Origin of the sequence: Agrobacterium larrymoorei, assembly GCF_005145045.1 — a bacterium.
Lineage (GTDB): Bacteria > Pseudomonadota > Alphaproteobacteria > Rhizobiales > Rhizobiaceae > Agrobacterium > Agrobacterium larrymoorei.
In genome coordinates this window covers 1,156,395-1,179,282 of the sequence record NZ_CP039691.1, presented here as the reverse complement: position 1 = coordinate 1,179,282, position 22,888 = coordinate 1,156,395, and the positions used below count along the sequence as shown (strand labels likewise).

Annotated in this window: 22 protein-coding genes and 1 other RNA gene; 3 read left to right on the top strand and 20 right to left on the bottom strand. The window is 58.7% G+C overall.

Annotation, left to right across the window (positions count from 1 at the left end):
- Nucleotides 1-6 precede the first annotated feature (6 nt).
- From ftsW to CFBP5473_RS05435, 20 genes are all read right to left on the bottom strand, one after another.
- Complete coding sequence (ftsW, locus tag CFBP5473_RS05530; protein WP_027674380.1) at nt 7-1,161, bottom strand: putative lipid II flippase FtsW; 1,155 nt, start codon at nt 1,159-1,161, stop codon at nt 7-9.
- 4 nt (nt 1,162-1,165) lie between these two features.
- Nucleotides 1,166-2,575 (bottom strand): UDP-N-acetylmuramoyl-L-alanine--D-glutamate ligase, encoded by a 1,410-nt coding sequence (gene murD / locus CFBP5473_RS05525; RefSeq protein WP_027674379.1) that lies wholly within the window; start codon nt 2,573-2,575, stop codon nt 1,166-1,168.
- A 3-nt stretch (nt 2,576-2,578) separates the two neighbouring features.
- Nucleotides 2,579-3,679 carry a phospho-N-acetylmuramoyl-pentapeptide-transferase gene (gene mraY / locus CFBP5473_RS05520; protein ID WP_027674378.1) on the bottom strand — a complete coding sequence of 367 codons (1,101 nt, stop codon included), beginning with the start codon at nt 3,677-3,679 and terminating at the stop codon, nt 2,579-2,581.
- A gap of 120 nt (nt 3,680-3,799) precedes the next feature.
- Nucleotides 3,800-5,233, bottom strand: a complete 1,434-nt coding sequence (locus tag CFBP5473_RS05515; protein WP_027674377.1) for a UDP-N-acetylmuramoylalanyl-D-glutamyl-2,6-diaminopimelate--D-alanyl-D-alanine ligase — start codon at nt 5,231-5,233, stop codon at nt 3,800-3,802.
- A complete protein-coding gene (locus CFBP5473_RS05510; RefSeq protein ID WP_027674376.1) occupies nt 5,230-6,690 on the bottom strand; it encodes a UDP-N-acetylmuramoyl-L-alanyl-D-glutamate--2,6-diaminopimelate ligase in 1,461 nt (486 codons plus the stop codon). The genes CFBP5473_RS05515 and CFBP5473_RS05510 overlap by 4 nt, the downstream gene beginning before the upstream one ends.
- A gap of 58 nt (nt 6,691-6,748) precedes the next feature.
- Nucleotides 6,749-8,488: a peptidoglycan D,D-transpeptidase FtsI family protein gene (locus CFBP5473_RS05505; protein ID WP_027674375.1), complete on the bottom strand. Its 1,740-nt coding sequence runs from the start codon at nt 8,486-8,488 to the stop codon at nt 6,749-6,751.
- The gene (ftsL, locus tag CFBP5473_RS05500; RefSeq protein ID WP_027674374.1) at nt 8,488-9,045 is read right to left on the bottom strand and encodes a cell division protein FtsL; all 558 of its coding nucleotides are present in this window, start codon (nt 9,043-9,045) and stop codon (nt 8,488-8,490) included. Before ftsL ends, CFBP5473_RS05505 begins: the two co-directional genes overlap by 1 nt.
- Before the next feature lies 1 nt (nt 9,046).
- The gene (rsmH, locus tag CFBP5473_RS05495; protein WP_027674373.1) at nt 9,047-10,072 is read right to left on the bottom strand and encodes a 16S rRNA (cytosine(1402)-N(4))-methyltransferase RsmH; all 1,026 of its coding nucleotides are present in this window, start codon (nt 10,070-10,072) and stop codon (nt 9,047-9,049) included.
- A gap of 14 nt (nt 10,073-10,086) precedes the next feature.
- Nucleotides 10,087-10,527: a division/cell wall cluster transcriptional repressor MraZ gene (gene mraZ / locus CFBP5473_RS05490; RefSeq protein WP_027674372.1), complete on the bottom strand. Its 441-nt coding sequence runs from the start codon at nt 10,525-10,527 to the stop codon at nt 10,087-10,089.
- A gap of 388 nt (nt 10,528-10,915) precedes the next feature.
- An RNA gene (gene rnpB / locus CFBP5473_RS05485) (RNase P RNA component class A) lies at nt 10,916-11,317 on the bottom strand.
- A gap of 81 nt (nt 11,318-11,398) precedes the next feature.
- Nucleotides 11,399-11,824, bottom strand: a complete 426-nt coding sequence (locus tag CFBP5473_RS05480) for a hypothetical protein (protein ID WP_027674371.1) — start codon at nt 11,822-11,824, stop codon at nt 11,399-11,401.
- Nucleotides 11,821-12,075 carry a type II toxin-antitoxin system prevent-host-death family antitoxin gene (locus CFBP5473_RS05475; RefSeq protein WP_027674370.1) on the bottom strand — a complete coding sequence of 85 codons (255 nt, stop codon included), beginning with the start codon at nt 12,073-12,075 and terminating at the stop codon, nt 11,821-11,823. Before CFBP5473_RS05475 ends, CFBP5473_RS05480 begins: the two co-directional genes overlap by 4 nt.
- 166 nt (nt 12,076-12,241) lie before the next feature.
- Nucleotides 12,242-12,562, bottom strand: a complete 321-nt coding sequence (locus CFBP5473_RS05470; RefSeq protein WP_027674369.1) for a BrnA antitoxin family protein — start codon at nt 12,560-12,562, stop codon at nt 12,242-12,244.
- 46 nt (nt 12,563-12,608) lie between these two features.
- Complete coding sequence (locus tag CFBP5473_RS05465; protein ID WP_027674368.1) at nt 12,609-13,802, bottom strand: NAD(P)/FAD-dependent oxidoreductase; 1,194 nt, start codon at nt 13,800-13,802, stop codon at nt 12,609-12,611.
- A 107-nt stretch (nt 13,803-13,909) separates the two neighbouring features.
- A complete protein-coding gene (locus CFBP5473_RS05460; protein WP_037170797.1) occupies nt 13,910-14,242 on the bottom strand; it encodes a type II toxin-antitoxin system PemK/MazF family toxin in 333 nt (110 codons plus the stop codon).
- A 41-nt stretch (nt 14,243-14,283) separates the two neighbouring features.
- Nucleotides 14,284-14,601 (bottom strand): AbrB/MazE/SpoVT family DNA-binding domain-containing protein, encoded by a 318-nt coding sequence (locus tag CFBP5473_RS05455; RefSeq protein WP_051441198.1) that lies wholly within the window; start codon nt 14,599-14,601, stop codon nt 14,284-14,286.
- Between the two features lie 79 nt (nt 14,602-14,680).
- A complete protein-coding gene (locus CFBP5473_RS05450; protein WP_027674367.1) occupies nt 14,681-15,868 on the bottom strand; it encodes an NAD(P)/FAD-dependent oxidoreductase in 1,188 nt (395 codons plus the stop codon).
- 76 nt (nt 15,869-15,944) lie between these two features.
- Entirely contained in the window at nt 15,945-16,481 is a 537-nt protein-coding gene (locus CFBP5473_RS05445) for a lytic transglycosylase domain-containing protein (protein ID WP_027674366.1), read from the bottom strand.
- A gap of 246 nt (nt 16,482-16,727) precedes the next feature.
- Nucleotides 16,728-17,495: an N-acetylmuramoyl-L-alanine amidase gene (locus CFBP5473_RS05440; RefSeq protein ID WP_027674365.1), complete on the bottom strand. Its 768-nt coding sequence runs from the start codon at nt 17,493-17,495 to the stop codon at nt 16,728-16,730.
- A complete protein-coding gene (locus tag CFBP5473_RS05435; RefSeq protein ID WP_027674364.1) occupies nt 17,492-18,232 on the bottom strand; it encodes a J domain-containing protein in 741 nt (246 codons plus the stop codon). The genes CFBP5473_RS05440 and CFBP5473_RS05435 overlap by 4 nt, the downstream gene beginning before the upstream one ends.
- Before the next feature lie 307 nt (nt 18,233-18,539).
- On the opposite strand from CFBP5473_RS05435, the gene CFBP5473_RS05430 reads away from it, so the two are divergent.
- The 3 genes from CFBP5473_RS05430 to CFBP5473_RS05420 all read left to right on the top strand — a co-directional run bounded on the left by CFBP5473_RS05430 (nt 18,540) and on the right by CFBP5473_RS05420 (nt 21,793).
- Complete coding sequence (locus CFBP5473_RS05430; protein WP_027674362.1) at nt 18,540-19,751, top strand: pyrophosphate--fructose-6-phosphate 1-phosphotransferase; 1,212 nt, start codon at nt 18,540-18,542, stop codon at nt 19,749-19,751.
- Nucleotides 19,752-19,931: 180 nt separating this feature from the next.
- Nucleotides 19,932-20,567: a LysE family translocator gene (locus CFBP5473_RS05425; protein WP_027674361.1), complete on the top strand. Its 636-nt coding sequence runs from the start codon at nt 19,932-19,934 to the stop codon at nt 20,565-20,567.
- Between the two features lie 122 nt (nt 20,568-20,689).
- Nucleotides 20,690-21,793, top strand: a complete 1,104-nt coding sequence (locus CFBP5473_RS05420; protein WP_027674360.1) for a lytic transglycosylase domain-containing protein — start codon at nt 20,690-20,692, stop codon at nt 21,791-21,793.
- Nucleotides 21,794-22,888 lie beyond the last annotated feature (1,095 nt).

Sequence of the window (22,888 nt, the reverse complement as noted above, 5' to 3'; positions counted from 1 at the left end):
TACTCTTTACTCCGCAGGAAGACCCGCGCCAACGCGGAAGAAGCTGCGCTCCTGCGCACGCTTTTCAGGTCTGTGTCGTGTCAGTGCCAGCAGGAAGCCAGCGGTCACGCATATCGCCATCATGGATGAACCGCCATAGGAAATCAGCGGCAGCGTCATGCCCTTGGCGGGCATAAGCTCCAGATTGACGCCGATATTGATCATCGACTGCATGCCGATCTGAAGCACCAGACCCGCCACGGCGAAGCGGACGAAATCGTCCTTTTCCTTGAAGGCGTGGCTGAGGCCCCGCAGCACGATGAAACCGAAGATCGCGACCAGCAGCATGCAGAACAGAATGCCGAATTCTTCCGCCGCAACGGAGAAGATGAAGTCGGTATGCGCATCGGGAATGATGCGCTTGACGATGCCTTCACCCGGCCCCTGGCCGAACCAGTCACCGCGAATGATCGCCTCACGCGCCGTATCCACCTGGAATGTATCGCCCTCACCCGTCCAGAAGCGGTTGATACGACCTGCCACGTGCGGAAGCGTCAGATAGGCCGCCACGATGCCGCCAACGCCGAGACCGCCGAGCATGATGATCCACAGCCACGGAATGCCCGCCATGAAGAACATGCCGCCCCAGACGACGGAGGTCAGAATGGTCTGGCCGAAGTCCGGCTGCGCAATCAGAAGTGCTGCCACGATGCCGAAGGTGATGATGGCAAAGAGGTTGCCGGGAATTTCCGGGTGGCGCGCGCGCTCGGCAAAAAGCCATGCGCAGACGATGACGAAGGCGGGCTTCATGAATTCGGAAGGCTGAATGGAAAAGCTGCCGATGGAAATCCAGCGGCGCGCACCCTTCACCTCAATGCCGAAGAACAGCGCGAAAATCATCATCAGCAGCGATGCGATCAGCATGATGATGGCCACGCGGCGCACCTGCCGCGGCGAAAGGAAGGAAAGGCCCACCATGATCGCCAGCGATGGCACGATGAACATCGCCTGACGCTCGACGAAGAAGAAGCTGTTGAGGCCGATACGCTCGGCAACCGCAGGCGAAGCCGCGAAGGACAGCATCAGTCCGATGCCCATCAGGGCAATGAAGGCCGCCAGAAAGAAACGGTCGATTGTCCAGAACCATTCCGCGACTGGACCGCGGTCGATACGGCTTACCATGTCATCAGCGCTCCTTTGGCTCGCCCACCAGCATCGTCACGCCTTCCAGCGCAGCGACGTGTGAGACGAACGAATCACCACGTATTTCAAAATTCTTATATTGATCGAAGCTTGCGCAAGCCGGGGATAGCATCACGACATTGCCACCCGAACCGTCTGCCAGCGCATCCGCCGCCGCATGCTGCACGGCCTTGTCCAGCGTGCCGGAGATCTCGTAAGGCACGGCCTCGCCCAGCGTTGCGGCAAACTCCGCCGCCGCCTCGCCGATCAGATAGGCCTTGGCGATGCGCGAAAACAGCGGCGAAAGACTGGCAATACCGCCCGCCTTCGGCAAGCCGCCCGCAATCCAGTAAATCCGTTCGTAGCTCGAAAGCGCCGGTGCCGATGCATCCGCATTGGTCGCCTTGCTGTCATTGACGAAAGTCACATTACCGCGCCGTCCGACCGGCTGCATGCGGTGCTTGAGGCCGGGGAAAGACGTCAGCCCCGCCTTCACCTCATCTTCGGAAACACCAACCGCAAGGCAGGCCGCAATCGCCGCCGCCGCATTCTGCGCGTTGTGGCTGCCGCGCAGCGTCTGGATGCCATCGAGATCGACCAGCAACGAAGACGTACCGCCTTTAGCCTTCATGATGCGGCTACCCTCGGCGTAAAGCCCATCGGCCACCACATTGCGCTTGGAAATCCGCAGCACTTTAACGCCCGCGCGCTCGATGCGGTCGGCAATCAGCGTGCAATAGCTGTCATCGACCCCGACGACCGCCGTATCGCTGCCCGCAACCAGACGCTCCTTCACATCGGCGTAATGCTGCATCGTGCCGTGACGGTCGAGATGATCCGGCGTCAGGTTCAGGAGAATGCCCGCAGTCGGGTTCAGCGTCGGCGCAAGATCGATCTGGTATGAAGAGCATTCCACCACATAGAAGCGCTCGGCCTTCGGCGGATCGAGGCTTAAGATAGCCGTGCCGATATTGCCGCCAAGCTGCGTATCGCGCCCGGAAGATTTCAGAATATGCGCAATCAGCGCCGTCGTGGTGGATTTGCCGTTGGTGCCGGTAATGGCAATGAACGGGCAATCCGGCGCATGCGCGCGCCGTTCGCGCACGAAAAGCTCGATATCGCCAATCACCTCGACGCCCGCCGCTTTCGCCAGATCGACGGACCAGTGCGGCTTGGGATGCGTCAGCGGAACGCCCGGCGCCAGCACGAAAACCGAAACCTTGGACCAATCCAGCGTGCGCAGATCGGCAGTCTGGATACCCTCAGCCGCTGCCTTGGCAACGCTATCGGGATTGTCATCGAAAGCGGTGACATCCGCGCCACCGGCAACCAGCGCCTTTGCAGTCACGAGGCCCGAGCCGCCAAGCCCGAACAGCGCAACCTTTTTGCCCGAAAGTGAGGTGACGGGGATCATCGCTTACCTCAGCTTCAGCGTGGCAAGGCCGAGCATGGCAAGACCGACAGAGATGATCCAGAAGCGGATCACGACCTGGCTTTCCGTCCAACCCTTCTTTTCGAAATGGTGGTGGATCGGCGCCATCAGGAATACGCGTCGTCCGGTGCGCTTGAACCAGAACACCTGAATGATGACCGACAGCGTTTCCATGACGAACAATCCGCCGACGATGACCATGACGATCTCGTGCTTGATGGCAACCGCAATCGAGCCAATCAGACCGCCAAGCGCCAGCGAACCCGTATCGCCCATGAAAATGGCGGCAGGAGGCGCGTTGAACCAGAGGAACCCGAGGCCTCCACCGATGACGGCAGCCACGATCACGGCCAGCTCACCCGTGCCGGGAACGAAATTGATCTGGAGATAATTGGCGAAGATCGCATTACCCACTAGGTAGGAGATGACGCCGAAGGTCGCCGCCGCGATCATGACCGGCACGATGGCCAGACCATCGAGACCATCCGTCAAATTCACTGCATTGCCTGCGGCAACGATGACGAAAGCGCCAAACAAAATAAAGAAGTAGCCAAGGTTGATCACCAGTTCCTTGAAGAACGGAAAGGCGATGGAACTTCCCAGCGTGCCGCCATGCGGTGCCGTGGCAAGCGCAACGCGCATCATGAAAAACACGGCAATCGCCGCAATCACGAACTCGATGCCGAGACGCGCCTTGCCGGAAAAGCCCTTGTCGCTCTGCTTCGTCACCTTCAGGTAATCATCGTAGAAACCGATAGCGCCGAAGCCGAGCGTCACCATCAGAACGGCAACGACATAGACATTCGAGAGATCAGCCCAGAGCAGCGAACCGCCGAGAATGCCCGCAAGGATCATCAGGCCGCCCATGGTGGGCGTACCCGCCTTCTTGAAGTGCGTCTGCGGTCCATCGGCACGGATCGGCTGGCCCTTGCCCTGGCGAATGCGCAGGGAATTGATGATTGCCGGTCCGAACAGGAAAACGATGAGAGCGGAGGTGAAGAGTGCTGCACCTGCCCGGAACGTAATGTACCTGAACAGATTGAAGATTTGAACTTTGTCCGACAGTTCAACGAGCCAGATCAGCATGATTGCCCTTTCAAAAGGCGAAGAAAGCGGCGGCTGGGAATTGGGAGCCCGCGCCGCTTCGAGGTCTTTGTTTTCATATCGAGCGCATGAAAGCCGCTAAATGCGGTGCATTTCATTGCTCTAATTTTGGCGTTCCGTCTCGGGGAATGCCGGATACTTGTCAAGCAGGGCAGAGACAATCTTGCCGAAACCGATGCCAAGTGACGATTTTATCATCACGACATCGCCCGGCTGGACCCATTTCAACACGAATTCGGCCAGTTCCGCCGTTGTCGGGAACCACGAAACATTCACGCTTTCCGGCAGCGCATCGCGCAGATAGGCCATCGATTCTCCGGCAAGCCACACATGCTCGATACCGGCGGAAAGGATCGGGCCGGATAATTCCTCATGCACTTCCGCTGCAAATTCACCCATTTCCAGCATGTCGCCCAGCGCGGCAATGCGCCGCCCGTTGCCGCGCACTTCCGCCTGCGCCAGAAGCGCAATCGCCGCCCGCATGGAGGCCGGGTTGGCGTTATAGCTCTCGTCGATCAGCAGGAAGGAGCCGTCGCCAACGGAAAGACGGTGGCGTTCGCCCCTGCCCTTCACCGGCTGAAGCGCGGCAAGCGCATCGAATGCCCGGTCGAGATTGGCGCCAGTGACCGCAACCGTGCCAAGAGCCGCCATCGCATTTTCCGCAATGTGACGGCCCGGCGTGCCAATATTCAGTTCGCTCGTCTCGCCATTGATGATGGCCCAGATGGTGGAGCCGCTCGGCGTGCTTTCGAAATCCGCCAGACGGAAATCGGCCTTGGCGTGCTGACCGAAGGTCAGAACATGCTCGACACCGGCATTGATCGCCGCCGCTTCCAGCCGCTCGAACTGCGCATTGTCGCGGTTCAGGATGACCGCGCCACCCGGCAGAACGCCTTCGAAAATTTCGGCCTTCGCATCGGCAATCTCTTCAAGACTGGTAAAGTTGCCCAGATGCGCCGCTGCAATAGTGGTGATGATCGCCAGATGCGGCTTTACCTGTTTCACCAGCGGACGAATTTCGCCCGGATGGTTCATGCCCACTTCGAAAATGCCGAATTCCGTATCGGCAGGCATACGCGCCAGCGTCAGCGGCACGCCCCAATGGTTGTTGAAGGAGGAAACGGCAGCATGCACCTTGCCGGAGGGGGCAAGCACCTGCCGCAGCATTTCCTTGGTCGTGGTTTTACCGACAGAACCGGTCACGGCGATGATGCGTGCTGAAGTGCGCTCGCGTGCTGCGATGCCAAGCTTCACCAGCGCCGAAAGCACGTCCTCGACAACGATCATCGGCACGGTCAGGCGGCCCAGCGCTGGCAGCTTCGCCTCGGAAACGACCATCAGCCCGGCGCCATTGGCAACGGCAAAGCTTGCATAATCATGGCCATCGACACGGTCGCCCTTGATGGCGAAGAAGGCTTCGCCCGGCTGCACCGTGCGGCTATCGATGGAAATGCCCGTAATGCCAAGCGGCAGGTTGCCGACCGGACGACCGGCCATGACGGCGATCATATCCGAAACTGTCCATAACCAGCTCAAATCTTCAATCCTTCCAGCGCGGAACGCACCTGTTCATGGTCGGAAAACGGCAGCGTCACGCCGCCAATGATCTGACCTTCCTCGTGCCCCTTGCCCGCTACGATCAACGTGTCTCCATTCCCCAGCATGGATACGGCGTGGCGGATCGCCTCCGCCCGGTCTGCAATTTCCAGCGCACCCGGTGCCGCCGCCATGATCTCGGAACGGATCGTGGCTGGCTCCTCGGAGCGTGGATTGTCGTCTGTCACGATCACGATATCGGAAAGCCGCGTTGCCACCTCGCCCATGATCGGGCGCTTACCCTTGTCGCGATCACCACCGCAACCGAACACGGTGATGATGCGCCCGGAGGTGAAAGGACGCACCGATGTCAGCACCTTTTCCAGCGAATCCGGCTTGTGAGCGTAATCCACATAAGCCAGCGCCCCGTTTCCGGAGTGGCCAACGAGCTCCAGACGCCCCGCCGCGCCAATCAGCTTTTCCAGCGCCTTCATCGCAACGGACGCGGAAACGCCGGTGGACATGGCAAGGCCAGCGGAAACCAGCGCATTCGCCACCTGAAAATCACCCGCCAGCGGAATATCCACCTCGTAGATCGCGCCCTCGTGGTGAACTTCGATCATCTGCTTGTGGCGGAAATGCTCGACGCGCTTCAGCGAAAGATAATCGCCCTTGCGGCCAACGGTGCGCACATCATGCCCAGCCTTCGTCGCCACGTCTATTGCCTGTGCAGACCATGGATCGTCAGCGAATATGATGACGGGCGAACCCTTGGGCAGAAGCGTCTCGAACAGCCGCATCTTCGCAGCCATATAGTCTTCCACCGTTGGGTGGTAATCCATGTGATCACGGCCAAGATTGGTGAAACCGGCAGCGGAAAGCTTCACGCCGTCAAGACGGCGCTGGTCCAGACCATGGCTGGACGCTTCCATGGCCGCATGCGTCACGCCCTCATCGGCCAGTTCGGCCAGGAGCGCGTGCAGCGAAACCGGATCGGGCGTGGTCAGCGAACCATATTCCTCACGGCCCGGCGCGATGACGCCAGTCGTGCCGATCTGCGCTGCGGGATGCCCGGCAAAAGCCCATATCTGGCGCGTGAAGGAAGCAACGGATGTCTTGCCCGCCGTACCGGTTACGGCAACCATGGTTTCCGGCTGCCTGCCATAAAAGCGGGCGGCTGAAAGCGCGAGATAAAGCCTTGCATCGGAAACGACGAGAACCGGCACACTGACATTGAGCGGCTGGCTGGAAACGATGGCGGCTGCACCTTTGGAAATCGCGTCCTGCACGAAAGTCGCGCCATCCGCCTTGTTTCCAGCAACCGCTACGAAAAGCATGGCCTGCTGGACCTTGCGGCTATCCGCCGTAATCCCCGTAATCGTCAGCGCCCCGGCTTCAGTCCGAAGCAGTTCATTCAGTTCCGGGAACTCGGTCCCGGAGAGGTCTCGCAAATTCATCGATGTGTCCGTCTTGTCCCCCCGACGCGAATCGCCGGTCCATCATAAGCTGTACCAATCAATAAGACACGAGCAAGGCCGAGCCGTCGCTGCCGAATTTCGGTTTTACGCCAAGCATGGAAGCCGAACGGCTGATAATATCGTGGACCATAGGTGCTGCGGTGTTACCGGCAAGCGCTGCCCCGTTGCCCTTGTCCGTGCGCGGCTCGTCGATAAACGTCAGCACCACATATTGCGGATCGTAGATCGGGAAGGCGCCAAGGAAGGCGTTGAAGTTCTTGTCGTGCACGTAGCGGCCATTGACGACCTTGTCCGCCGTACCCGTCTTGCCACCCACATCGAAGCCTTCGACGCGTGCGTTGCGGCCAGAGCCCTTGGTGCCGTTCCAGTCGAACAGGAAGCGCATGTCCTTGCTGGTCGTCGGCTTCATCACCTGCTTGGCCACCAGATCGGCCTGCTCCCTCGTGCGCGGCAGGAATGTCGGCTCGATCAGCTTGCCACCATTGACCAGCGCTGCACCGGCAATCGCCGTCTGAAGCGGCGTGGTGGACACGCCGTGACCGAAGGAAATGGTAATGGAGTTGATCTTCTTCCATGTGCGCGGCTGCGATGGCATGGCCACTTCCGGCAATTCCGTCTGCATTTTCGACAGAAGACCGAGCTTCGTCAAAAAGTCCTTGTGGCCGTCGATGCCCACGGTGTCGGCAATCTTCGCCGTACCGATATTGGAGGAATACTGGAAGATTTCCGGCACGGAAAGCATGCGGCCCTTGCCGTGGAAGTCCTTGATCGTAAAGCCGCCGATGCGGATCGGCGCGCGGGCATCGAACATATCGTTGATATGCACCCGGCCGGAATCGAGACCCATGGCAATGGTGAAGGACTTGAAGGTGGAGCCCATCTCGAACGTACCGTTCGACATGCGGTTCAGCCAGCCTTCCTTGGCGCCTTCCGCCGGATTGTTCGGATCGTAATCCGGTTCGGAAACCATAGCGATGATTTCGCCCGTATGCACGTCCAGCACCACGGCGCCAGCGCCAAGTGCTTCGGTCTTCTTGATCCACTCGCTCACCACCTCACGCGCAATTGCCTGCACGCGAAGGTCGATGGAAAGCTTCACCGGCTCAAGCGGCTGGTCGGAGGTCATGCCCAGCGCCGTCAGGTCCGCAAGACCCTGGCTGTCCAGATAGCGCTCCATACCGGCCACGCCGCGGTTGTCGATGTTCACATGGCCCACGACGTGCGCCGCCGTTGGGCCGCCCGGATAGAAGCGGCGCTTCTCCGGACGGAAACCGATACCGGGAATGCCCAGCGCCAGAATCTGGCTCTGCTGCTTCGGCGTCAACTGACGGCGCAGCCACTGGAAGCGGGAATTGGAGGTCAGCTTCTGATAGGTGCCGCGCGTGTCCAGATCCGGCAACACGGTGCGGATTTTTTCGATAGCTTCATCCACATCCACGATGCGGTGCGGCTCGGCAAACAGCGAAACCGTGCGAATATCCGTCGCCAGCACTTCGCCGTTACGATCCAGAAGATCAGGACGCGACGCCATAAGACGGTCTGCGGGCGCAATGCTGGACACGGTTTCCGGCATCGCCATGCCATATTGCACCAACCGTCCACCGACGACGCCGTAAAAACACACGAAACCGAAAATCAGCAGGCCGACGCGGCTTTTCGCCTGCGATGCCCGCTTCTTGCGCGCACCCTCGAAGGCAGCATGGTCGGCACCGCCGGTCGTGCTGGCGGAAAAATGGGCTTTGCTCTTCAAAACCATGACGCGGGAGAGAAAAGACATCAGTCCACCGATCCTGTTATCGTTCCATCCATATCGCCAGACTCATCACCCGCATCGGGATCGATTGTGGCGACGGGCTTTGGTCGTGACGCGCCGATACGCGGTGTCGGCACCGGCATGGGCTTGGCCCCGCTGGCAACGATCTGGCCTGCGGGCGCCGATTTAGGCTTTACGCCACCAAGCGTCGCACCCGGCTTGGAGCCGTTGACGGCAGCGGCAATCACATCCTCGACGCTCATGCCCTCAGGCTCGGGCGGCTTAGGCAGCTGCGAACGCAGCATCGGAAGTTCCTGCGGCTGCGCCAGCTGCGTCGGCTGCGTCGCCGCCAGCCCAAGATCGCCCTGATAGGCGTTGACCAGACGGTGAAGACGGTTCGGCTGCGTCAGCAGCGCCCAGTCGGCGCGCAAAAGATCGATCGTGTCTCTTTCGAGCTTGATCTCTGCTTCCAGCTTCTTCACCGATTCAAGCTTGAGATCGGCCTGGTGCTTGATCGAATAGGTGACGACGGCTGCTGCCACCATCACGCCTACGAGAATGAGGTCGAGCGTGCGCAGCATATCAGCCTCCCATCTTTTCTAGACTGGCGAGATCGGGAAGATCGAAGATGGACACATCCGCCGGACGCGCCGGAGCCGTCGTGCGAATACCTGCACGCAGCTTGGCGGAGCGGGCGCGTGGATTGATATCCGCTTCCTCGTCACTTGCCGCGATCATCGGCTTGCCCAGCGCATCGAAAATCGCAGGCTTGTCTTCCACCATCGGCATATGGCGAGAGCCCGCCGCACGGCCAGAACGATCCGCGAAATATTTCTTCACGATCCGGTCTTCCAGCGAATGGAAGGTGACGACCACAAGGCGACCGCCCGGCTTCAGCGCCTGCTCTGCCGCAAACAGCGCCTGCGCCAGCTCACCCAGCTCGTCATTGACGAAAACGCGCAGCGCCTGAAATACCCGCGTCGCCGGGTGGATCTTGTCCTTCGCCTTGCGCGGCGTGACGATTTCGATCAGCCCGGCCAGATCGCGCGTCGTGCGGAACGGCTCTTCGGCACGCTTCTTCTCGATGGCGCGGGCAATGCGCCCCGACTGCTTTTCCTCACCGAGAAAACCGAAGATGCGAATGAGATCGGAAACCTTGCAGCGATTGACCACATCCGCCGCAGAAACGCCGGAAGCGGACATGCGCATGTCCAGCGGCCCGTTCTTCTGGAACGAAAAACCGCGCTCGGCCTCATCGATCTGCATGGAGGAAACGCCGATATCCAGCACCACGCCATCCAGCCCCTCGGCAGGCGCGTGCGATGCGAGATCAGAAAACTGCGAGTGAATAAGCGAAAGCCGTCCGCCATTTGCCGCAACCATCGCCTGCCCGCCCGCAATCGCGGTCGGGTCACGGTCAAGCGCGATGACATTTGCGCCTTGGTCGAGAATGGCCTGAGTGTAGCCGCCAGCACCGAAGGTGCCGTCCAGAATGACCTTGCCCGGTGCAGGCTCGAGCGCCGTCAAAACTTCGCGAAGAAGAACCGGAATGTGGCGAACCGGTCCGCCACCGGCATCAGAAGATCGTCCGCCAGAATTCGCCGCCATTCCGTTTCCCCGTCTTAACCGGGACGAACAGCCGAAAAACTGCGCCCCGTTCTTGCCGCCTTCTGCGCCTCGTGAAACGCTTCCGGCTGCCACAACTGAAAATGATCCGCCCGACCGACAAAGGTGATTTCGGAGGTGATGCCGGTAAAGTCCCGGATGAAATCCGTAACCATCAACCGCCCTTCCCCGTCGAGCTTCATGAAAATGCCGCCACCGTGAACCAGCAGCGACATAGCATTTGCTTCCGGCGAAAACGCATCCATGGATGCGATCTGCCGTTCGTAACGTTCCAGCAAGTCCGGCCCGCCAATGCTGATTGCCGGAAACGCGAAATCCTGAAGACAGTAAAGCTCCTGGATATTGCGCTCGGACAGCACCGAACGAAACGCTGAGGGAACCGAAACGCGCCCCTTGGCGTCGATCCTGTTCGTCACGTTCGATAAAAAGCGACCCATAAGCCAACTCACCAAAACCACCCGAACCCGCATGTTCGGACGACACCGTTACGCACGACAAATCGCTGACCGGCAGGGCAATGAACCCTGCAGACCTGTTCAGGCCTTCCATCCGTTTCAGCGATTGCGGGTCAAAAACACGACCCTCTGTGGTGTGCATTTGGGATACCATGGGACACTATGGGCGTCAATGGGAGAAGGCAGCGTGAACCGACTTCGGATTCGAATATTCATATCCCGTTAAGTTTAATGAATGGTTTACCGGCAGGCTTTCACGCCAACCGAAACAACTGCCCTAACGTGAGTTGGCCGAGAAATTTTATAAGCAATAACAATTGGCTACGCGAATCACCCGAATCATCGCGAGAGAAATTTCAAAAAAGGGAAAATAGCCAGTTGGCCTGTAAGCCGGGTTCTGTATGGCCCCGGTTTGACCCGGAACGTGGCAGCCATTCATCTGGGACGACGTTTGCACGCCGCCTCTCGCAACCCACCCGGATAACTCGCCCAAAAACCGGCTGTAGGCCCGCTTGCGCAGGCCCCGCGTTATCCCTATTCGGTCTTGCTCCCGGTGGGGTTTACCTTGCCACCCCTGTTACCAGCGGCGCGGTGGGCTCTTACCCCACCCTTTCACCCTTACCACCAAAAAGGTGGCGGTCTACTCTCTGCGGCACTTTCCCTGGGGTCGCCCCCGCCGGACGTTATCCGGCACCGTGCTTTTGTGGAGCCCGGACTTTCCTCACCCTACCGTCTTTCGACATTGATAAAGCGCGGCTGCCCGGCCAACTGGCACGCGCTCCTTAGACGGGTTCAGAATGAAAAGCCAATGGAAAATCGGGATAGAGCGATATCGCGAAGTGCGACCTGTGCTTTACCGTTTCGCTCGGGCAAGCCTGTTCTTTGCAACAGCATCGGCGAGACGCCTGCGAATTTGGAGAAAAAACGCCTCAGGTATCATCCCGTAATCGCTCCTAGAGGGATCGTCGGGACGAGGCCGGATATCAGAGCTAGGCCATTCGAACTCATTGACCTCTGAGACCCGCACCCAGTTCCGCTCCTGGTCCAGCCCGATCAAAGCGCAGATATCCGCCGGTATTTCCAGCGAATAGTCCTCTTCACCCATCTCTGGATAGGAGTGAGAAATCGGAACCACCAAAGTCTTGTTGGATTTTTTCGCGTACAGCACGATTGCGCAAGGCCTCTCCTTTTCGCTGCTTGAGAGACCTTTTTGACTATCCGCATGCCACAGGTAATCGAAGCGGATTACAAGACCCGGTACAGGTTCGGGATAGTTCACTCGGAGGCTTTACCGTATTCCGCGTCCATGATCGCGGACAGCATCTCGTCATCCATCTCTTCAACATGGATCGCCCGGCGCTCTTTCTTCTTCAAACGCTCATAGTTCTCGAGCTCTTTCAAGCTGATGTAAGCACCGATTGGACGACCATGGGACGTAACTTCAACACCGCCTGAAGCCAGCGCTTCATCGCTATATTTGCCAAACTCTTTGGCGAACGTCGTTGCGGCCACTCGCACCGGATAACCCATCAATCCACCTCAATTTCTGGCATTTAAAAATACGGAACTTCCGTAATTTGTCAATGTTTGGGCGAGTTAGCTTCCTCCAGATTACGCAAACGGCGGCGAAAACTCCCTGCACGTCTCCATGCTGCGTCCGCCCGTTAAAACGCATCAAACGGCAATGCACCGATAATCAAAGGCCCGCCGTTTTTCTCAAATCGTCATTGATGCGCGATTGCCAGCCCTTGCCCATTGCCTTGTAGTGCTCCACCAAATCCGGATCGAGCCTTATCGTCACCGGCGTCTTCGTGTTTTCAGCTTTCGGCCTGCCTCGGCGGGTGATCTCCTGGTCGATACTTTTCGCAAGATCAGGAAATGCATCGCGAAAAGGCTTTGCATACGCGAGCTCCTCATCCGTCGCTTCAGGCGCATCCGGATCGGAAGTGATCATACGCTGCACTTCCGCCTCCTCCGCATCCGAAAGCGGGCGCTTTGACGAAAATCTAACAGGCATTACAGCCTCCTTAGAATGAGATAGGGTCTAATCTAGCCTGAAAAATCTAAGCATCAAAAACAGGCGAAAAATCCGCCTCATACCCCTGCCCGCCGACATGTCCCGCGGTCAACAGCACCGCACCCAGCCGCCCGATCTCGTCCGAACTCTTCGCCGCGGTTCCACAGCCGCCCGTCAAGACAGCAATCCGCTCAGACCCGCTATATCCAATCGCCGGAAAACCGCTCGGCGTGTAGGACACGACACACGCGGCCATCGAGATGCGCGCTCGGTCTATGGTCGGTATCAGCGAGGCGATGATGTCGGAGAAATCGTCGCGAACCTGCGCCCTTCCTCCTGCGCGGAACCATGCCCGCATCTCCGCATCCGTCCGCAGCGGAACATTGACCGGCTCACCACCGATCTTGAGATAGGTCTTGCCATCTGGATAACGTACCGGAGGCAGCAGATAGATATGCTTCTTCGGATCGGTTGGCTCGTAGATCAGCGACGGCATGTCCGCATATTGAGGCAATTCCGCTTCGGGAATTTCGAACAGGGCAATCGTTCGACCATAGACATTCATCGAAAGCCTTTGCGGCAGCAGCCCTTCCGCAATGGAAAATCCTCCAGCGGCAACCAGCACCTTTTCCGCCGTGTAGCACTGGCCCGATTCCGTCATAACCGTCGCCACGCCGCCCTCGTCACGCACCGAAACCGCAATATCATCGAACCGCGTCACGCCGCGCTTCTCGGCAGCGATAATCTGCGCCCGCACCAGTGCGCGTGGATCGACGTAACCAGCGTTGCTCCGCTCGAATACGCCTTCGCAACCGCTTTCAAACGCAAAATACGGGAAGCGTTCGACGAGCGCCGCATCACCAAGCATCTCGGTTTCGACACCAAGTTTCCCTGCCGCCGCACAAACATTCTCGATATAGGGAAAGCCAGTACCCCGCGCCTTGCCGACGATCAGGCAGCCCACCTCCCCGTAAAAATCCACACCGCTCTCGCGGGCAATTTCCTCGTAACGAACAATAGAACGATTGGCGAGAAGCGCCCAATCCGCGTTCCCATCTATCGTGCGCGTAATCCGCGCCGCATCGTAATGGCTGGCAAAAACACCTTCATGCCGCGCAATATTCTCAGGCTCCTTCGGCCCGATCAACGCCACGCCATCCACCCCCAACGAAAGATGCCGCGCTGCCGCCGCCCCCATCATACCCGCGCCGACGACGATATATTTGAACTGCGCTGCCATGCCCGCTCTCACCAATTTTCAGATTCTGTTTCAGCCATTTGTAGCCGGTTCCTGAATCGATGTCAGAGGGAATTCATGCGAGCGCCACCCACGCCTTTATCGGACAATTACTCTTGATCCGGCAAAGCAAAAACGAGACCGAATATTGGCGCAAAGCGCTCCAGCACCTCTTCCATGATGTCATCTGAAACTTTATCGGCGGACTTCTGGGCATTACGGTTGCGCCAGTCCAGGGACTTAACCTGATCTATTTGAATGACGCCAGTCACGCTCGTCCCTGCACCGCTCAACTGAACCGCGAAACCATTCGCTCGTGACGCAGTGCCTGTCGTCGTAATCGGTGCGATGAATGCAAAACCTGTCGCCATATTGAACTTGAACGCCGACAATATCAGCCCGGCATGTCGTCCGCGCTGCTCTTTCCCGGCAGAGGGCTGCATATCGAGCCACCAGACTTCACCGGGCGACGGAATATTCGGCCTTACCAAGTTTCATTTCCCGCTGAAGGCGCATTGATCCATTCATCTTCTTCAGGCGAGCGCGGGGAATTTGCGTCATAGCCCTCAAGCAATTCATCGAGCGTATATTTCGGCTTGCGGACCTTGATGGTTTTGGGGCGAGCAGAAACTGCTTCGGCAATGACCTGCTTTCCCTTGACAGACACGATCATCTCTTGACCTTCGGTAAGGCCAAGCATGTTGCGTGCAGCCGCTGGAACCGTCAGCACCAAAGATCCACCCGCCTTTTTAAGCTTGGAAGTCGTTGAAAACTCTTCTCTGGCTGACTGAACTTTCGGCATGAGCTTCACCTCGAAAATGTAGAACTTTTATATAACACTTCGATCTACGTACAGCAAGTTTTGCCATTTCAAGAATTCATCAAACAAAAACCGGCGCCATCTCCCGCGCGAAATCCTGTTCCCCCAATTGCCCCTCAAGCAAAAGCACCGCTCCTAGCCGTCCAATCTCGTCCGAAGACTTCGCTGAGACGAAATTGCCGCCGGTCAGTACGGCGATGTTGGAGGATTGGGTGTAGCCGATATAGGGGTAGCCGGTGCGGGTGATGGAAGCCACGCAGGAACCGGACGTGACGGGGCAGCCGGAAAGCTCGGGCATAAGCTCCGTCGCACGACGGATAAGGAAATCGACTTCGCTTGGCGTTCCATCCGAGTGAAACCATTCAACTGCTTCACCCAGCGTCTCAAGCCTGCCCTTCTCGCTCTCCCCACCGATCTTCAGATAGACTTTTCCGTCAGGATAACGAACCGGAGGAAGAATATAGACGATGTCGTCGGCGTTTTCGGCCAGCACGATTGTCGATGGCATGTCGGCGAAAGCCTGCTGCTTTGCCTCGTCCAGTTCGAAGAAAGCGATGGTACGCCCCGTTGCGGCCATGTCCACCTTGGAAGGCACGATATCGGCCATGTTGGTAAAACCGCCCGCCGCAACGATGATCTTTTCCGCCGTATAGCGCTGGCCCTCGGAGGTCGCCACCGCGACGCCGGACCCGGTATCCGATACCTTTGCGACAGTCTCACGGATGATCCTCGCGCCTTGTTTTTCGGCAATCGCAATCTGCGCCTTCACCAGCGCACGCGGGTTAACATAGCCAGCATTGCGCGGCTCGAACCAGCCCTGATGATCCTGCGGTAGCGAGAACATCGGAAAGCGCGATGCAAGCGGAGCAGGCCCATAAGTTTCGATAGAGAACCCGAGCGCGTCCCGACTACCCATTGCGCCCGCCACATAGTCGCCACCCAGACCCTCGCCATTGCCGACGAAAAGGCAGCCCACCTCGTGGTAAAAGCGGATGCCGCTCTTCTCTTCGATTTCGGCATAACGGCCAATAGAACGCTTCGCCAGCTCGGCCCAAACCGGGTCGCCGTCGAAACCGCGTGTGATGCGGGCTTCATCGTAATGGCTGGAGAAAACGCCGCGGTGGGCTTTCCGGTCCGCAGGCTCGGCAGGGCCGATCAGTGCCACGCCATCCGTCTGCGCGGAAAGATGGCGCGCCGCAGCGGCCCCCATCATTCCAGCCCCGATCACGATGTATTTGAAGTCCGGCATAACAGCATTTCCTTTTGCTACCCATCCAGTAGCAAACCCGATACGCCGAAAGAAGCCCCCGCCGCGTTGATGTCCATCAACCCTGCAAAAGCGCCTGCACCTTGCCGCAGTAACGCTTCGAGACCGGGTTCATGCGCGTGGCACCGTGGCCTGCATTGTAACGCAGAATGGTGCCGCACACTTCGCCGCCGCCCAGCTGGTGCGCGGTTGCCAGGTACTGCATGCCCCAGCGTATATTGGTTTCGGGATCGTAGAGAGCCTTGGTCGTGCCGCGATAGCCCATCATGCGCGCGGTTGCGGGCTTGATCTGCATCAGCCCCACTTCCCCGGCACTGCCGCGAGCCTTGGGGTTGCCCTTGCTCTCCACCGAAACCACCGCGTGGGCGAGGTTCACCGGCACGCCGTAACGCTTGGCATATTTAACGATGAGATCGGAGTAATCGTTCTTCAGCGTCGTTGGAAGTGTTCGTTCAGGGATGGGATAACCCGGCTTACGGAAATAGGTCTGCAGGGTCACGGTTTTGGTCTTCACGTCATCCTTGGCAAAAACAAGTCCAGTCTGCGCGGCCAGCATGGATATGCAGACCGAGACAGCAACAATTACGCTTCTCATCAGAGTTAAGAGTCTCCAGGCATGAAGTCTGTCAGTAGAGCGGATGCAAGGCGCATCCATCCGGAAAGTCCAATCGAACGATCCGTCGAAGTCTTCATCATTGTTATTGACGGCTACACACGCAATATCGAGCCAGCCGCAGTTCGATGAGGCTGTTAAAGTGGCCCAATAAGGATTTACTGTGGCAGATCGGGAAAAACGCGCTCCGCGATGCTTTTTAGCGGAACGATTTTGCGCAAAACGCGTTTATGCGGACCGAAATTTCGGCAGCGATGAAATAAGCCGATGCAGGGTGTCGATGGTCGAGAAATCCGCGATGCCATCCACCAGAACGGGGCGGAAGTGACGCTGAAACGCTGCCACCGCACCTTCGGTCCTGTCGCAATAACTGCCCGAAATTTCAACGCCGTAACCATAGAGCGACAGCATGGATTGCAGCGCCTCCACAGGCTGGCCGCTATCGCCGCGCTGGAAGAAGCGACCGCCGCCGATCGCTGCTGGCGCAACCCAGTGCCCGATGCCCTGCTGCGACAGGATGTCCCACGGGAATTTCTCACCGGGATCGACCTTGCGAACCGGCGCGATATCGGAGTGCCCCAGCACGCGCTCAGGCGCGATGGACCACCGCGCGCCGCAATCGCGACATAATTCGATGACCGCGTTAATCTGGGGTTCAGGAAACTCCGGCAGCCCGGCAGGGTGCCCGCCGTTGGCAATCTCGATACCGATGGAGCGGGAGTTCAGATCGGTCGCGCCTGCCCAGAAGCTCTTGCCCGCATGCCACGCACGGCGGCTTTCCGACACCATCTGGATGACGCGCCCGTCTTCGAAAACGAAGTAATGGCTGGAAACCTGGCTTTCGGGATTGCACAGCCAAGACAGCGCGCTGTCGGCACTGCCCATGCCGGTATAATGAAGAATGATGGCATCGGGTGCCGTCACCTCCACCCGCTCACCGTGGTTGGGCGAAGGCTGGACGATAGCACCGGCATAATCCGGCTGGAAGTCACTCATGCGACGCGGCGTTCTTTCTCGATTGCCGCATAGGCGGCGTTGAGAGCCGCCATACGCTCATTTGCCGCCGCATGCAATTCCATCGGCACGCCACGCGCAATCAGCTTGTCGGGGTGATGTTCCGCCACCAGCAGCCGGTAACGCTTGCGAATATCGGAGAAATCGTCAGATGGCGAAACGCCGAGCACACGATAAGGGTCGCGCCCTTCCATGTGCACATGCCGCGCCATGATCGTCTCGAAATGATCTTCGGTAATGCGGAAAATTTCCGCGATGCGACCGAGGAAGGCCAGTTCGCGCTCATGGATCAGCCCATCCGCCTTGGCGATATGGAACAGACCATCGACCACGCTTTCCAGCATCTCGCAGTTTTCACGGCCCGTGCCACACAGGCCCGCAAGCCGCTCGGCATAAGCTTCGTAACCTGCCACATCCTGACGCGCGAGATTATACAGCCTTGCGACGTTCTTCGCTTCTTCCTCGGGAAAATCGAATATCTGGCGGAAAGCGCGCACTTCGGCGTCATTCACCACGCCATCCGCCTTCGCCATCTTGGCCGAAAGCGCGATGATTGCGACAGAAAAGGAAACCTTGCGACGCGTTTCCGGGTCGCCTTCGAACACGGTCCGAACCGCCTCGATAACACGGCTCAGGACGTTGCCTGCCGCATCGCCGATTGCGCCGAGCAGCCGTTCCCACAAAGATGAAAGTTGCAAACAGGCAAAATCGAACATCATGTCTCTAAGCATGACGGCTCCGTTTGACGAATGCAATATACATAAAGGTCGCAGATCATTAAGTTTTATTCATCTTCCGCTGGTTGCGGCAGCACCAGAAATGCAGCCGAAACAGGTTTTCCACAGGCTCACTTTCGCGCCTCTTTCGCTTCTCATCATTGAAACGATTATATTCGAGCGTCAGTTCACCGATATTCGAAAATACCGCGAAATACCCGTTTTTCTTGAGAAATTCACTTTACATGCCACATTCGCTGTCGCATCCATTTGGCCTATCACGCATTGAAACCGACAAAGGAGTGCCCCGATGGCCAAACAGAAAGTCGCAATGTTGACCGCAGGCGGTCTTGCGCCCTGCCTCTCTTCCGCGGTTGGCGGATTGATCGAGCGCTACACCGACATCGCGCCTGATATCGACATCGTGGCCTATCGCTCCGGCTATCAGGGCGTGCTTTTGGGCGATAGCGTCCAGATCACCCAGCAGATGCGCGAAAAAGCTCCGCTCCTGCACCGCTATGGCGGCTCGCCCATCGGCAACAGCCGCGTCAAGCTCACCAATGCCGCAGACTGCGTCAAGCGCGGGCTGGTGAAGGAAGGCGAGAACCCGCTGCAGGTCGCAGCAGAGCGTCTCGCCAAGGATGGCGTCACGATCCTCCACACCATCGGCGGCGATGACACCAACACGACGGCAGCGGATCTCGCCGCCTATCTCGGCGCCAACGGCTATAATCTCACCGTCGTCGGCCTGCCGAAGACGGTCGATAACGACGTGGTTCCGATCAAGCAGTCGCTCGGCGCATGGACGGCGGCCGAAGTCGGCGCCAACTTCTTCGATAATGTCAGCAACGAGCAGAGCGCAGCACCCAAAACCTTCGTCATTCACGAAGTCATGGGCCGCCACTGTGGCTGGCTGACGGCGGCCACGGCGCGCGCCTACATCCAGAAGACCAAGGGTAATGAATATGTCGAAGGCCTGCTGATGGGCGAGCAGCTCAAGAGCATCGACGGTCTCTACCTGCCGGAAATGGCTTTCGATATTCAGGCCGAAGCCGAGCGCCTGAAGAAGATCATGGAAAAGACCGGCTTCGTCACGCTTTTCGTATCGGAAGGTGCAGGCCTCGATTCCATCGTGGCCGAGCGCGAAGCGGCGGGCGACACGGTCAAGCGCGATGCCTTCGGCCACGTCAAGATCGACACGATCAATGTCGGCGGCTGGTTCCAGAAGCAGTTCGCAAGCCTCATCGGCGCGGAACGCACCATGGTTCAGAAGTCCGGCTATTATGCCCGCTCCGCTGCGGCAAATGGCGAGGACCTGCGTCTCATCCAGGGCATGGTGGATCTTGCCGTCGAAAGCGCATTGAACAAGGTCTCCGGCGTCACCGGTCATGATGAGGATCAGAACAGCAAGCTGCGCACCATCGAATTCCCGCGCATCAAGGGCGGCAAGCATTTCGATATCTCGGCCAAGTGGTTCGGCGAAGTGATGGATCACATCGGCCAGCCTTACAAGGCGGCCTGACATCCTCCCGGCAACTGTGGCCTAAACACACTTAAGAAAATTTGATGCATCCATCGGCTCAGAATCCCGTTTCGGTTTCGGGGCCGATGCTGTAGTCTGTGATATGATAACGACAGGGCGGCGAGGTCTATTCATCCTCCGCACGCTTTGTGATGTCAGGGAGGGCAAGGAGGAAAGTAGATGTCCGCACAAGTCTGGCTGGTTTTCTGCGCAGCCTGTGCTGTTCTTTTTGCGCTCCCCTCGCCAATCGCCTTCAAGGTCGCGAGCTATTCCGCCGTGCGCGGAAAACGCACCATGATAGCCTCCGTCACCGGCGCCACGCTTGGCACCGTTACCACCCTCACGGCAGCCTCCCTGATTGCGATAGCCGCAGACCTCATTCCGGACTCCTTTCTGGATGTCATCCAGTGGGCTGGCATCGGCTGGTTGATGCTGTTCAGCCTGTGGACCATCGCCACTCCCGCCGCACGCGAGGCGAATGCAGATAACGATAATCTGCGCGCCAAAACCTACGGTGCGATCTTCGCCGATTGCTTTCTTCTGGCCGCTCTGCGCCTGCGCTATTTCGGCTTCTTCGTCGCCTTCCTGCTGCAATTCCTCAATGGCACGCGCGATGTGGTGGAGATGCTGGCGCAAATGCAGGCTATCGTTCTGGCCATAGCTTTGATTTGCCTCACACTTCAGGCATCTTTCGCACGTTTCACAATCGCGCTTGTGCGCCGGTCTTCGCTCACCAAAAAGGTCAGAAATCCGCGCGGAACCCACTTCATTGCGGGCCGCGCCGTCACCGCCGGATACCGCCGCATTGCGGCCTGATCAACAACGCGCCCTTCCCGTCTTGCCGGAATCCCTACGATAGGTTAATGATCGCAGCGATGGGACTGCCTGCTTCGTTTGAAACGGGGGCGTCGACGGACAGGCATATTAGAGGCGGCAGCATGACAACTTCTGACAATTTGCGCCGAAAATCGGCGTTACTTTTGTCGTCCACCATGGGCCTTGCGCTGGCATTGGCAGGATGCACCAGCGTTGAAGTCGCAGACAAAACCGAGATTCATTCCCCAAAAATAGCGGCAGCCGCCGCAACACCTCAGGCCGCTCCCGGCACGCCAGAGGCATCCGCCCAGCCGCAGACACAGCAGGCGGTCGCAGCGACAGCAGCAACTCCCGCAGCCGGCCCAACCGGCGCTCCGGTCGAAGTTGCTTCCAACGCCGCCGTAACGCCTCTTCCCTCTGCCGCAGCCGTCAAGGGCGGTCGCGTGGCTTTGCCCCCGGCAGCAGAAATCGCCGCCGCAGCAGCCATTTCCGCGCAGACGCAGCAGCCCGAAACCCAACAGATCGCTTCCGTCACCACCGATGCATCGCTCGGCGCAACACCGGTTGCCGCAACCGCGATGACGACAACCAGCGCCGCTGGCCTTCACGCTGCCGCCAACACATCGGGCACCGCATCCTTGCCGCAGGTCGTTGCCGTCAAGGGCAGCTTCCCGCCAGCGCCGCCACCACCCGGTACGCCTTCCTCGGCGCCAGTGCAGTTGACGGAAGAAATGGTGCGTGAACAGACCATCGTGCCTCTGCGCAAACCGGAAGGCACCATGCTCGCCTATGCATCGGCGCCACAAAACGCAGCACTCGCCGCCATCAGCACCCGCGAGGGCCTGACGACCGCACCAGAGGGTCCGCAGCCTGTCGGTCGCGAAAAACTCAGCGGCCTCATCTCCAAATACGCGACCATGTATCATGTACCGGAAGATCTGGTGCACCGCGTGGTCATGCGCGAAAGCCGCTATAATCCGGCAGCCTATAATGGCGGCCACTTCGGCCTCATGCAGATCAAGCACGCCACCGCCCGCTCCATGGGCTTCAACGGCCCGGCCAACGGCCTCTTCGACGCCGAAACAAACCTCAAATACGCGGTCAAATACCTCAGCGGCGCCTGGAAAGTCGCCGAAAACGACCGCGACGGCGCCGTCCGCCTCTACGCCCGCGGCTACTACTACGACGCCAAACGCAAAGGCATGCTCCACGTCCTGCGCCAGTAACGGCACTCCCTCCGCCTTGAGCCTGGGTGCGAGAGTCTAATTGACTTCGGAGCGGAACCCCTCACCTGAAAAATCTATGACTTAGCTAAAGCTAAGATCATGATTTTTCTTCCTCTCCCACAAGGGTAGTGGTAACCCGAGGCACCGTTCCTACTCTCAAGAAAGCTTGAGAAACAGCGAAACGGTGCGGCACATTTTCCTCTCCCCCTGTGGGAGAGGATAGAAAACCTCGACTTCGCAAAGCGAAGTCCTAGGTTTTCTTGGTGAGGGGTAACCTTTGCCCCACCAACGCACAACCCACCCTCCGTCATCCTCGGGCCTGACCCGAGGATCCACAACCACTTGATTTCGTTGAAGTACGTGGATCCTCGGGTCAAGCCCGAGGATGACGGCAGTGGGTGCCTTAGCCTTGTTGCCGAATTACGGCTGCATCAGCACGCCCACATAGTGACCCGCCCCAACCCCAGCACCACGAATTTTTCTAAAAAACCAAAAAATAATCCCCCCAACATTTTTCCCCACCCCCAAAACCACCCGTACACTCCCCCCATCCCGTCGCGGATACACCGCAAGGCGTTGCGGCGAGGCGGGGTCGGCGCTGGTTGGGAGAAGACGACGCAAAGTCTCTCAATCGGGGTTCGTGAGAATGGCCACCTCCGGCGACAAGGGAGGAGCATGTGAACGTCGGACCGTTCGTTTGCTCCAGTCCCAGTCAGTGCGCCGGGTTTGCTTGCGCAGCATGCAAGGTGGTGGAAGGCATGGTTTCGGTGCTTCACGTCCGGCGGCAAGCCACACGAAGCACCGGCGGCGCTTCGCCCTGACCGGCTAACCGGCGGGGACGAGACTAAGGCGTCAGACGAACACCATGTTTTCTACCACTGCAGAATGGCCGAGTTCACGAGCATAAACCGCTGAACGGGGCGCTGAGAGGTGCCATATACTAAACTACCAAACGAGGCAGCTTTCAGTGCCCCGTCCGGAATGCCATGGCCTGAAGGGGCAATGGACAAGAATGAGAAGATCAAGCCACGGGCAGGTGCTGCCGCGTGAACGGCGAAGCTTGGAATGAAGCTGGCCGGGATATTTGATAGCGAC

Bases quoted from the DNA above. Each gene is read 5' to 3' on its own strand.
- ftsW (WP_027674380.1), bottom strand. From the start codon at position 1,161: ATGGTAAGCCGTATCGACCGCGGTCCAGTCGCGGAATGGTTCTGGACA.
- murD (WP_027674379.1), bottom strand. From the start codon at position 2,575: ATGATCCCCGTCACCTCACTTTCGGGCAAAAAGGTTGCGCTGTTCGGG.
- mraY (WP_027674378.1), bottom strand. From the start codon at position 3,679: ATGCTGATCTGGCTCGTTGAACTGTCGGACAAAGTTCAAATCTTCAAT.
- CFBP5473_RS05510 (WP_027674376.1), bottom strand. From the start codon at position 6,690: ATGAATTTGCGAGACCTCTCCGGGACCGAGTTCCCGGAACTGAATGAA.
- CFBP5473_RS05505 (WP_027674375.1), bottom strand. From the start codon at position 8,488: ATGTCTTTTCTCTCCCGCGTCATGGTTTTGAAGAGCAAAGCCCATTTT.
- ftsL (WP_027674374.1), bottom strand. From the start codon at position 9,045: ATGCTGCGCACGCTCGACCTCATTCTCGTAGGCGTGATGGTGGCAGCA.
- rsmH (WP_027674373.1), bottom strand. From the start codon at position 10,072: ATGGCGGCGAATTCTGGCGGACGATCTTCTGATGCCGGTGGCGGACCG.
- mraZ (WP_027674372.1), bottom strand. From the start codon at position 10,527: ATGGGTCGCTTTTTATCGAACGTGACGAACAGGATCGACGCCAAGGGG.
- CFBP5473_RS05475 (WP_027674370.1), bottom strand. From the start codon at position 12,075: ATGGGTTATCCGGTGCGAGTGGCCGCAACGACGTTCGCCAAAGAGTTT.
- CFBP5473_RS05470 (WP_027674369.1), bottom strand. From the start codon at position 12,562: ATGCCTGTTAGATTTTCGTCAAAGCGCCCGCTTTCGGATGCGGAGGAG.
- CFBP5473_RS05465 (WP_027674368.1), bottom strand. From the start codon at position 13,802: ATGGCAGCGCAGTTCAAATATATCGTCGTCGGCGCGGGTATGATGGGG.
- CFBP5473_RS05460 (WP_037170797.1), bottom strand. From the start codon at position 14,242: ATGCAGCCCTCTGCCGGGAAAGAGCAGCGCGGACGACATGCCGGGCTG.
- CFBP5473_RS05455 (WP_051441198.1), bottom strand. From the start codon at position 14,601: ATGCCGAAAGTTCAGTCAGCCAGAGAAGAGTTTTCAACGACTTCCAAG.
- CFBP5473_RS05450 (WP_027674367.1), bottom strand. From the start codon at position 15,868: ATGCCGGACTTCAAATACATCGTGATCGGGGCTGGAATGATGGGGGCC.
- CFBP5473_RS05445 (WP_027674366.1), bottom strand. From the start codon at position 16,481: ATGAGAAGCGTAATTGTTGCTGTCTCGGTCTGCATATCCATGCTGGCC.
- CFBP5473_RS05440 (WP_027674365.1), bottom strand. From the start codon at position 17,495: ATGAGTGACTTCCAGCCGGATTATGCCGGTGCTATCGTCCAGCCTTCG.
- CFBP5473_RS05435 (WP_027674364.1), bottom strand. From the start codon at position 18,232: ATGATGTTCGATTTTGCCTGTTTGCAACTTTCATCTTTGTGGGAACGG.
- CFBP5473_RS05430 (WP_027674362.1), top strand. From the start codon at position 18,540: ATGGCCAAACAGAAAGTCGCAATGTTGACCGCAGGCGGTCTTGCGCCC.
- CFBP5473_RS05425 (WP_027674361.1), top strand. From the start codon at position 19,932: ATGTCCGCACAAGTCTGGCTGGTTTTCTGCGCAGCCTGTGCTGTTCTT.
- CFBP5473_RS05420 (WP_027674360.1), top strand. From the start codon at position 20,690: ATGACAACTTCTGACAATTTGCGCCGAAAATCGGCGTTACTTTTGTCG.